This is a genomic window from Mesorhizobium sp. M7A.F.Ca.CA.002.09.1.1 (genome assembly GCF_003998555.1).
Lineage (GTDB): Bacteria > Pseudomonadota > Alphaproteobacteria > Rhizobiales > Rhizobiaceae > Mesorhizobium > Mesorhizobium ciceri.
Map to the genome: position 1 here is coordinate 1 of NZ_RZRR01000092.1, position 10,034 is coordinate 10,034.

Genomic DNA, 10,034 nt, shown 5'->3' on the forward strand with positions numbered 1-10,034 from the left:
GTTTTATGCCCATGTCGCCGATCCGGCCGACCCCGCCGGCGCGAAGATCAACCAGAGCTGGATCACTCCCGACAGCCGGACCAATTCGTACGAACTTCGCCGCATCACCACGCCCTACGATGTCGATGGCCGCCGCACCGACTTCTACGAGCTTTACTGGGCCGACATCACGCAGGGCACGACGCGAGGCCGGCTTGCCGCCTGGGTGACAAATCTGCTGTGGCGCAAGCCCACCGACATACCGCCGGACGCCCGAAAGCTCTATCTGGTCACTCTGGTTGCCGCCATCATCGTCCTGGTCGCGACGCTCGCGCTTGCGACGTCGGTTTGGCAGCAGCAGATTTCGTGGACCGTCGGCGTCCTCGTCACCATCCTGGCCTCGTTCGTCATCTGGTCGGTGGACCGTTTTGGCCTTCCCTATTTCGGCGATGTCGCGGGCTATGTGCGCGCTGAAGCGGCCACGGTAGAGAAGCGGGCGCTGATCCGCGACCGCGGCCTGAAGCTGCTGAAGCGTCTGATGATGGACGATACCTACGATCGCATCGTGCTGGTCTCGCACAGCCTCGGCTCGATGATCGCCTATGACCTGTTGCAGATCTTGTGGTCCGATTTCAGGCCCCGAAAACTCGAGGCCATCCGCGACAAGGCGAAACTGAAGGCTATCCACGCCATCGACAAGGCGACGCTTGTTGCCGACGGCTCGGCATGGCCCGGCAGCCTTGACGATCTTGCCGGGTTCCGGCGCGATCAGTGGGAGCTCTATCGCCAACTGCGCACCAGGGACGACAGCCATCGGCCTTGGAAGATCAGCGATTTCGTCACGCTTGGTAGCCCGCTGACCCACAGCGAATTTCTGGTGACGCACAATCTCGCCGAATTCAGGCGCGGCATCGCCGAGCGCCTGTTCTCGGCATGTCCGCCGATTGCCGAGGGAGCGGCGGCCGGTGGCACCGTGCTTTATCAGGAAGGGCGCAACCGTTCTTCCGGCAAGCCACAGCGGGCGGTGCATCATGGCGCGGTGTTTGCTGCGACGCGCTGGACCAATATCTTCGACCGCGGCAACGGTTGGCTGACGGGCGATCCGATCTCAGGGCCGATGGCGGAGAATTTCGGCCCGGGCGTGGAGAACGTTCAGGTCGAGCTGCGCGGTTCCCTCGGCCGTGTCTTCACCCACACGCTGTACTGGTCGTTGGCGGCGACCGGTATCGAGGTTGCTGCCGGCGATCAGCCGCGCTCGCATCTCGCCGTGCTGCGCGACGCTGTCGACCTCGGTCGCAAACTGGAGCCGAGCCAAGCCGAAGTGCCGGCGATTCCTCCCCGAAAATAAGAACGGATTTCAGCGAACGGGGTCGTGGCAGCGCCGCTCGACAACTTCAAAGCAAAGCCGCTCCGGGCGGGCCAGAGTGGCTTTGTTGCAAGTGCAGTTCAACGGTTGGTGATAAAAACCGCTTCCTCATCGTCGCGCTGCCTGCCGCCAAGGGCCGCGGCAGCACTGGCGATAAAGGCGCCGATGGCCAGCGAGAGCGCACCAAGCAGGGCAAACGTCGCGCTGGCCTTCCTGGCTGTGTCGGCGGCCTGCTGCGCCTTGACCTTGGCGTCCTGGGCCTTGGCGAGGACGGCATCCACCCGGGTCCTGGCATCTGCTTCCGAAAGCCCCGTGCGAACGGCGACCAACTGCGACAGATAGGTTTTGTCGTCTGCGGAAACCTCGCCTGCCGCGGCGCCGGCGATCAGGATGCGCGAAGCCTGCCCAACCGCGGCCGCATCGCTGTCCGGATTGGCGGCCGCGAGCTTGCCCGGATCAGCCGGACGGAACAGTGAATCCACCAGGTAGGATGTCGCATTGTCGGCCGACGCGCTGCCGGCATTGGCCGAAGCCCCCGCCGATGCGCCCATGGCCGCACCAGACGCGATGGTGGACACCGCCTGCACGCCCGAGCCTATGGCAGCGGAAAGCGCGGAGCCAAGCACGCCGACGACGAGCAGTGTGGCCAACGCCCAGGCAAGAAAGCCATGGGCGGTATCACGGAAATACACCTCGTCCGTGTGGATGCCGACCCATTTGGTGCGCAGGCGTCCGGCAAGGTAGCCGCCGACACCCGAGGACAGCCATTGCACGATGATCAGCCAGACGGCGGTGGATGCCGCGAAAGTGGTGACAGATGCGCCGGATCCCGACCAGGGCGACACCATGCTCAATCCAAGCCCGGAGCCCAGCAGCATGAGGATGAAGGTCAGCGTCGAGGCCGCGAAGGCACCGGCGATGATCGGTCCCCAACTGACGGCGGTGGAGGAGGATTCTGTTGAAGTGGAAACGTCGACAGCCGATAGGGTGGACTGCATAAGTGCCCCCTATCGTACGAACAGCATGATCAGAATGATGATCGGGATCGGTATGCCGAGCAACCAGAGCAAAATGCCGCGTCCCATGGAAGCCTCCTGTTAGAAATTGTGATCGATATTGTCACAATGTCTCGCAGGGACTTCCGTTCCGGCGCGTTGCAAATTGATTTTGTTGCCGCCGGTGGAACAATTGGCGCGCCGCAGCGCGCCAATTCAGATTTAACGGCCAGATCAGATATCCAGATTGGCGACCGACAGCGCGTTGTCCTGGATGAACTCGCGCCTGGGCTCGACCTCGTCGCCCATCAGCCGCGAAAACAGCGAATCCGCATCGGTCGCGTCATTGACCTTGACCTGCAGCAGCGAGCGCACGTTCGGATCGAGCGTGGTTTCCCACAGCTGTTCGGCGTTCATCTCGCCGAGACCCTTGTAGCGCTGCATCGTCAGGCCCTTGCGGCCTGTCGCAAAGACCGCATTGAGCATCGCCAGCGGCCCCGAGATGGTTTCGGAGACATCCTTGCGGCGCAGCACCGGCGGCGACCCGTAGACCTCGCTGAGGCGCTGTGCGTAGCGGTCGAGCTGGCGTGCGTCGGCCGAATTGATCAGCGCCAGGTCGAGATGCGCATATTCCTTGACGCTGCGCACCGTGCGCTCGAACACATAGCCGCCAACGCCTTCATTCGAGGTCGACATGCGGCCGGTCCAGCCGCGCTCGGTGTCCTCGGCAATGATGTCGAGGCGTTTTGCAATCCGCTCCGCCATGTCGTTGGCGCGACCGAGATCGGCGAACACGTCCGGGTTGAGCCCACCGGCGATCGCCGCCTGCTCGACGACGCCTCTGTTGTAGCGCGTGTGCAGGCCGTTGATCAGCTGGCGCACCGCCAGCGCGTCATCGATGGCGCCACGCAGGTCCTGCCCGATGCGAACCTCGCCCGAGCCGAGCGTAAGCGATGCTTCCTCCAGTCCCGAGCCGATCAGGAACTCCTCGAACGCGCTTTCGTCCTTGATGTATTGCGAGCTCTTGCCGCGCGTCACCTTGTAGAGCGGCGGCTGGGCGATGTAGAGATGGCCGCGCTCGATCAGCTCCGGCATCTGCCGGAAGAAGAAGGTAAGCAGCAAGGTTCTGATATGGGCGCCGTCGACGTCGGCGTCGGTCATCAGGATGATCTTGTGGTAGCGCAATTTGTCGGCGTTGAACTCGTCCTTGCCGATCGAGGTGCCGAGCGCCGTGATCAACGTGCCGATCATGTCGGAGCCGAGCATGCGGTCGAAGCGCGCCCGCTCGACATTGAGGATCTTGCCGCGCAACGGCAGGATCGCCTGGTTCTGGCGCGAACGCCCACCCTTGGCGGAGCCGCCGGCGGAATCACCCTCGACGATGAAGATTTCGGATTTCGCCGGGTCGCGTTCCTGGCAGTCGGCCAGTTTGCCGGGCAGGGAAGTGACGCCGAGCGAACTCTTGCGGGTGATATCGCGCGCCTTGCGCGCCGCTTCGCGCGCCGCCGCCGCCTGGATCACCTTGTCGACGACCACCTTGCCTTCGCTCGGGTGTTCTTCCAGCCAGGTGCCGAGCGCTTCGTTGACCAGGCCTTCGACGACAGGACGGACTTCCGACGAGACCAGCTTGTCCTTGGTCTGCGAGGAGAATTTCGGGTCGGGAACCTTGACCGACAGCACCGCCGTCAGACCTTCGCGGCAATCGTCGCCGATCAACGAGACCTTTTCCTTCTTGGTCAGCCCAGAGGATTCGCCATAGCCGGTGATCTGACGCGTCAGCGCGCCGCGGAAGCCGGCCAGATGCGTGCCGCCATCGCGCTGCGGGATGTTGTTGGTGAAGGCCAGCACGTTCTCGTGGTAGCTGTCGTTCCACCACATCGCCACTTCGACGGTGATCCCGTCGCGCTCCGCCCGGATGGCGATCGGCTTGTCGATCAGCGGTTTCTTGACGCGATCGAGATATTTGACGAATTCTTCGAGGCCTCCATCGTAGTGCAGTTCATGGCGCACGACATCGGCGTGACGGGCATCGGTCAAAATGATGCGCACGCCGGAATTGAGGAAGGCAAGCTCGCGCAGCCGGTGTTCCAGCGTGCCGAAGTCGAACTCGACCATGGTGAAGGTCTCGGCCGACGGGAAGAAGGTGATCTGGCTGCCGCTGCGGCCCTCATAGGTGCCCGGCTGCTTGTCCTGCTCATAGGTGCCGGTCGCCTTCAGAGGTGCGTCGGCATTGCCATGCGTGAAACTCATCTCGAAGATCTGGCCGTTGCGGCGGATCTTCAGCTTTAGCCACGCCGACAGCGCGTTGACCACCGAGACGCCGACGCCATGCAGGCCGCCCGAGACCTTGTAGGAATTCTGGTCGAACTTGCCGCCGGCATGCAGCTGCGTCATGATCACTTCGGCCGCCGAAATGCCTTCTCCGGTGTGGATATCGGTCGGAATTCCGCGGCCATTGTCGATCACAGTGACCGAACCATCGGGGTTGAGCGTCACGGTGACGAGGTCGGCGTGACCGGCCAGCGCCTCGTCGATGGCGTTGTCGACCACTTCATAGACCATGTGATGCAGGCCCGAGCCGTCGTCTGTATCACCGATATACATTCCGGGGCGTTTGCGGACAGCGTCCAACCCCTTCAAAACCTTGATGGAATCGGCGCCGTATTCGGCTTCAGCGCCGTTGTTGTTGTCGATCTGATCGCTCATGAAAACCTGTTGTCTGGATGCCGCCTGCACAGCGCGAAAAGTCCGCGCCGAATCGCGCCTCTGATATCGACTAGATATAGGCGCAAAAGGCGGTTTTTCCAAGGTTTGCAGGCATTTCACTGGGAATGGCCGGCTGCCAATGGCGGGCCTCCGCCGGCCCCCATTTCACTTCGGCCAGCGGTCCTTGAGAAACCTTGATCATGAACTTGTATCTCGGCGCCAGCCGCCTGCTGCGGTCGCGCCCCGGCGTCATGTCGGGCGGGCGGCCGGATCAGGCGGTGGTCGTCGTTGGCGATGACCAGGGCCAGGCGCCACCACTGCGGTGGCGGTGGTGAGCATAGGCAGCAAGGCAAACAGCAAGCGCAAATCGAACTGCCCCCCAGTTCGTTCCTGTGCACGACCACCTCTCTATGGCAGCAAACCGGGGTTTTTTGCGGAAGACCAGCGTTTTCAGCCTGCCCGCATCGGCTTCAAAGCCTCGCTCCAGCGCAGCAGCCCGTCGAGCATGGTTTTGGCTCCGCCCTGCACCTGTTCGCTGGCGTTGAAAGCGCCATTTTCGTCGAGCAGTTTCTGGTACATCGGCAGCGCGACGCCTTCCGGGATCGGCATGACACCTACCGAGGTCAGCAGCGGCTTCAGCGCTTGCGCCGCGCGCAGGCCGCCGGAGACGCCGCCATAGCTGAAAATGGCGGCTGCCTTGTACTTCCATTCGCGCGAGAGATAGTCGATCGCGTTGACGATCGCCGGCGCCACGAAATAATTGTATTCCGGCGCCACGAAGACGAAGGCATCGGCGGCATCGATCGCCTTGGACCAGGCTTTGGTATGATCGTTCTGGTAGTTGCCAAGCCTTGGATGGTGCGGTTCGTCCAGCACCGGAAGCTTGAACGCATCGATGTCGGTCAGTACAGGCTCGAATTTCCCGTGCTCGCGCGCGAACCTCTCCAGCCACTCGGCAAAAATCGGTCCGGCGCGGCCTGGCCGCGTGCTGCCGATGATGATGTTCAACTGGTGCTTCAAGCTGGGCTCCTGCGGTGGCGGTATCCATTGGTGACTGCCACCTAGGGCATGCCGCTCGGGGCAACAAGAAGGCACCTCGCGGTAACCGGTCACATTCCGGAGAGTAGGGCCTTGCCGTTCGGTCACATGGACGCCTGCTTTGCGGCCCACTACATTGGGTCATCAGCGGAGCACAGCATGGACATCCAGCCCGCCCCCTTCATTCCCCCGGCGCCGAAGCCGCGCACGACGCCGCCCTCGACGCTAGAGATGATCCGCATCGTCTACCGCAACCCGCTCGAATTGTGGGGTGAGCATACCTACAACGAGCCGTGGATCTCGGCGAACGGCGTTGGCGGACATCTGATCGTCGCCAATGATCCCGCCCTGATCCGGCATGTGCTGGTCGACAACGCCAGGAACTACAAGATGGCGACGGTGCGCCAGAAGATCCTGCGGCCGATCCTGCGCGACGGCCTGCTCACCGCCGAGGGCGAGGTCTGGAAGCGGTCGCGCAAGGCGATGGCGCCGGTGTTCACGCCGCGCCACATCTTCGGCTTCGCCCAGCCGATGCTGAGGCGCACGCAGGACTTCGTCACCCGTTACGAAGACGGCGGCACGTCTGACATCGCCCATGACATGACGCTGCTCACTTATGACATCCTGGCCGAGACGCTGTTTTCCGGCGAGATATCAGGCGAGCCCGGCAGTTTCGCCAACGAGATCGACCGCCTGTTCGAGACCATGGGTCGCGTCGATCCGCTCGACCTGTTGCGTGCGCCCGACTGGCTGCCGAGGCTGACCCGCATCCGTGGCCGCAAGACCATGGCCTATTTCCGCAAGATCGTCACCGACACGGTCAAGATGCGCGAAGCGAAATTCAAGCGCGATCCCGATGCCGTGCCGCAGGATTTCCTGACACTGCTGCTCAAGGCCGAGGGACCCGACGGACTGACGCGGGCCGAGGTCGAGGACAATATCATCACCTTCATCGGCGCCGGCCATGAGACGACGGCGCGTGCGCTCGGCTGGACGCTCTATTGCCTGGCTGAATCACCGTGGGAGCGCAACCGGGTCGAGCAGGAGATCGACCAGGTGCTGGCGCGCGAGCCCGATCCGACGAAATGGCTCGATGCCATGCCCTTCACGCGCGCGGCTTTCGACGAAGCGCTCAGGCTCTATCCGCCGGCGCCGTCGATCAACCGCGAGCCGATCGAACCGGAAATGTGGAAGGATCTTCATATCCCCAAGCACGCCGCGGTGCTGGTGATGCCTTGGGTCGTGCATCGCCACAGGAAACTGTGGGACCGGCCGGATGCCTTCCTGCCGGAACGCTTCCACCCGGGAAATCGCGAAAAGATCGACCGCTTCCAGTATCTGCCGTTTGGCGCCGGCCCACGCGTCTGCATCGGCGCCAGCTTCGCCATGCAGGAGGCGATCATCGCGCTGGCGATCATGCTGTCGCGCTTCCGCTTCGACACCACCGCCGAAACGAAACCCTGGCCGGTACAGAAACTGACCACGCAGCCGCAAGGCGGTCTACCGATGCAGGTCACGCCGCGTTAGGCGTGACACCTTCAGGCAGTTGCGCCGAATTAGGCCGCGGGCTTGCGTTGCTGGAACTGGCCGGCGGCGCGGTAGCGCCAGAGATAGCTGGGCAGGATCGTCGCGATCGACTGCGGCTGGATGCCTAGCCCCGCAAGCGTCCTGTTGGTCTGGTTGGCGGCGTCCGAAACGATGTTGTGCTCGCGCAGCTGCATCACCTGGTCCTTGGTCAGCAGCGGGTTGGGCAGGAGACCGAGGATCGAGGCCTGGATGTTGGCCACCCACCACGGAACCGGCACCAGCAGCCGCTTGCGCTCGATCACGTCGAGCAGCTCTTCCATACACTGCTTGAAGGTGAGCACCTTCGGTCCGCCGAGTTCATAGATCTGGCCGCCATCCACCTTGCCGTCGACCGAGCGCGCCACCGCTTCGGCCACGTCGCCGACATAGACCGGCTGAAACTTGGTCTGGCCGCCGCCGATCAGCGGCAGCACCGGCGAATAGCGCGCCATGTTGGCGAAGCGGTTGAAGAAGCCGTCTTCGGGTCCGAAATTGATCGACGGCCGGAAGATCACGGCGTCCTTGATCGTCTCCAGCACAGCCTTTTCGCCAAGCGCCTTGGTGCGCGCGTAGTCTGATTCGGAGTCCAGATCGGCGCCAAGCGCAGAAATGTGGGTCAGGCCGGCGCCGACCGAGCGCGCGGCCTCGGCCACTGCGCGGGCGCCGAACTCGTGCACGGCGGAGAATTTCTGCCGGCCGCTCTCATGCAGGATGGCGACCAGATTGACGACATGGTCGGCGCCTTGCACGGCGCGGTCTACCGACCAGCGCACGCGCACATTGGCCTGGACCGGCTGGATCTGGCCGACATTGCCGAGCGGCTGCAAATGGCCGGCGAGATCGGGCCGCCGGCAGGCGACCCGGATGCGATAGCCGCGCTTGGCCAACGCGCGCACGACATGGCGGCCGACAAAGCCTGACCCGCCAAAGACGACGACGAGCTTTGGGGTCTGCAGGATTTCGGTCATGGCTGGCTCCGGCGCTCGCAGGCTTGGCTGAAGCCGTTTCATAATCCGTTTCGTGCCAAAGGCAAAGGGCGACGCGTCGTCGCTATCAGCCTGTCAGAACGCTTTGCCGATACGGTTGTCGACCGAATGGCGGTTGCCGCCGCGAATGACGAAGAAGAGCAGGATCGCTGCCCACAGCAGCGACTTTTCCGCACCCGAATAGCCTTGGCCCATGGTGACCCAGTGGAACCAGACCGTGACCAGCAGCACGAACAGGCCGGCAAAGGCGGCCGGCCGCGTCAAAAAGCCGATGGCGATGAAGATGCCGCCAAAGAATTCAGTGCAGGCCAGAAGCAACGACCACAACGCGCCCGGATAGAAGCCGAGACCCTCGACCATCTCGGCAGCGCCGAAAGGATTGGTGATCTTCTGCGAACCGTGGATGGCGAGAAACCCGCCGGCGACGACGCGAAGAACGGTTTCGGCACCATCGTGCAGGGCCGCGTAAAACCTGCCAAGGACCGGGATGACAAGGGCGTTGCGGGGATTGTCCGTGCTTGCCGACATTGTAGCTCCTCTGTTTTGCTCAATCAGCGCAAACGGCCGATCAGGTTGGTCGAAGTCAAATAAACAAAAGTTGACCAAAACGAGAATGTTTTACCATCGTGCGATCAAAACGCAGAAAACCCCGCCGAAGCGGGGTTTTCCGGGTGACATCCATGCGAAGCCAGGGGCCGACGGCGCGGCCTGACCTGAGACGGTATCAGGAGGGCGTGAAGCAAGTACGCCCACCCCAGCCCTGAACATCCGACATGGTGCCACCAACCTTCTTGCAGGCGGCGACGAAATCAGCGCTGCAATTGGCGAATTTTGCATGGCCGTTCTTGCAGTAGTGGTCTTCGGTGGCCCCGCCGCTCGGGGCAGCGATGACACCCGGGCTGGACGGCTTGACCGGTGCGGCCTTCAGGGTGGCTGCCTGTGTGGCGCCCATGAACGAGCCGAGCAGAAGGACGGCGGTCAGCATGGTGATCTTGGTGTTGGTCATGGCAATTTCCTTTGATTTGGGTTGAGTTTTCCGAAGCGCGAAGGACCGGCCTTCGCGTGATGCAGGCTTTCGATTTCGGTTTGCTGCTTCCCTCGGTGTGGATCGGGCAAGCTCGCCTTGCCCTGGACAAAGCTGGGTCGCAGCAAGGCGCGGAAAGGTTCAGCGGCGCGCAAAGAAAATCGCACTGCGCCGCGCCTGCGGCGGACGAATTCCAGATAACTAATTGATATTTAATAATATTCAGGAAGAATAGCGTGCAGCGAATTCGGAAATGCGCTGCACCACGGCCTTCGATGCGGTAATGCCGCGCGCTTGCGCCTTCTCGGCGGCCTCTGCGCGGGCACGACCGGGCACATGCACGCCGAAGCGCCGCCGCAGCCGGTCAAGCTGGT

Annotated in this window: 9 protein-coding genes and 1 pseudogene; 2 read left to right on the forward strand and 8 right to left on the reverse strand. The window is 62.9% G+C overall.

The features are described from left to right. Positions 1-1,327: hypothetical protein (locus tag EN994_RS06590; protein WP_127307450.1), on the forward strand; the 1,327-nt coding region annotated here is incomplete at its 5' end. Positions 1,328-1,425: 98 nt separating this feature from the next. Here the strand turns inward: EN994_RS06590 and EN994_RS06595 are convergent. The 4 genes from EN994_RS06595 to EN994_RS06605 form a co-directional block, all read right to left on the reverse strand. Continuing rightward, positions 1,426-2,343 (reverse strand): hypothetical protein, encoded by a 918-nt coding sequence (locus EN994_RS06595; RefSeq protein WP_013528199.1) that lies wholly within the window; start codon positions 2,341-2,343, stop codon positions 1,426-1,428. A gap of 231 nt (positions 2,344-2,574) precedes the next feature. After that, positions 2,575-5,046, reverse strand: coding sequence for a DNA topoisomerase (ATP-hydrolyzing) subunit B (gene gyrB / locus EN994_RS06600; RefSeq protein ID WP_013528198.1), 2,472 nt, complete (start codon positions 5,044-5,046; stop codon positions 2,575-2,577). Between the two features lie 70 nt (positions 5,047-5,116). Then, complete coding sequence (locus EN994_RS36700; RefSeq protein ID WP_255337201.1) at positions 5,117-5,248, reverse strand: hypothetical protein; 132 nt, start codon at positions 5,246-5,248, stop codon at positions 5,117-5,119. A gap of 248 nt (positions 5,249-5,496) precedes the next feature. After that, positions 5,497-6,066: an NADPH-dependent FMN reductase gene (locus EN994_RS06605; protein WP_063169841.1), complete on the reverse strand. Its 570-nt coding sequence runs from the start codon at positions 6,064-6,066 to the stop codon at positions 5,497-5,499. Between the two features lie 177 nt (positions 6,067-6,243). On the opposite strand from EN994_RS06605, the gene EN994_RS06610 reads away from it, so the two are divergent. After that, positions 6,244-7,611 carry a cytochrome P450 gene (locus tag EN994_RS06610; RefSeq protein ID WP_013528196.1) on the forward strand — a complete coding sequence of 456 codons (1,368 nt, stop codon included), beginning with the start codon at positions 6,244-6,246 and terminating at the stop codon, positions 7,609-7,611. A 29-nt stretch (positions 7,612-7,640) separates the two neighbouring features. Here EN994_RS06610 and EN994_RS06615 read toward each other — a convergent pair whose 3' ends face one another. From EN994_RS06615 to EN994_RS35955, 4 genes and pseudogenes are all read right to left on the reverse strand, one after another. Next, positions 7,641-8,618 (reverse strand): complex I NDUFA9 subunit family protein, encoded by a 978-nt coding sequence (locus EN994_RS06615; protein ID WP_024501904.1) that lies wholly within the window; start codon positions 8,616-8,618, stop codon positions 7,641-7,643. Positions 8,619-8,711: 93 nt separating this feature from the next. Continuing rightward, positions 8,712-9,164 carry a DoxX family protein gene (locus EN994_RS06620; RefSeq protein WP_013528194.1) on the reverse strand — a complete coding sequence of 151 codons (453 nt, stop codon included), beginning with the start codon at positions 9,162-9,164 and terminating at the stop codon, positions 8,712-8,714. Between the two features lie 196 nt (positions 9,165-9,360). Next, positions 9,361-9,642: a hypothetical protein gene (locus tag EN994_RS06625; protein WP_013528193.1), complete on the reverse strand. Its 282-nt coding sequence runs from the start codon at positions 9,640-9,642 to the stop codon at positions 9,361-9,363. Between the two features lie 240 nt (positions 9,643-9,882). Beyond that, positions 9,883-10,034, reverse strand: a pseudogene (locus EN994_RS35955) (Ldh family oxidoreductase); the annotation flags it as partial.

What these genes read in the sequence shown, in the direction of transcription:
- EN994_RS06595 (WP_013528199.1), bottom strand. Translation starts at nt 2,343, where the DNA reads ATGCAGTCCACCCTATCGGCTGTCGACGTTTCCACTTCAACAGAATCC.
- gyrB (WP_013528198.1), bottom strand. Translation starts at nt 5,046, where the DNA reads ATGAGCGATCAGATCGACAACAACAACGGCGCTGAAGCCGAATACGGC.
- EN994_RS36700 (WP_255337201.1), bottom strand. Translation starts at nt 5,248, where the DNA reads ATGATCAAGGTTTCTCAAGGACCGCTGGCCGAAGTGAAATGGGGGCCG.
- EN994_RS06610 (WP_013528196.1), top strand. Translation starts at nt 6,244, where the DNA reads ATGGACATCCAGCCCGCCCCCTTCATTCCCCCGGCGCCGAAGCCGCGC.
- EN994_RS06615 (WP_024501904.1), bottom strand. Translation starts at nt 8,618, where the DNA reads ATGACCGAAATCCTGCAGACCCCAAAGCTCGTCGTCGTCTTTGGCGGG.
- EN994_RS06620 (WP_013528194.1), bottom strand. Translation starts at nt 9,164, where the DNA reads ATGTCGGCAAGCACGGACAATCCCCGCAACGCCCTTGTCATCCCGGTC.
- EN994_RS06625 (WP_013528193.1), bottom strand. Translation starts at nt 9,642, where the DNA reads ATGACCAACACCAAGATCACCATGCTGACCGCCGTCCTTCTGCTCGGC.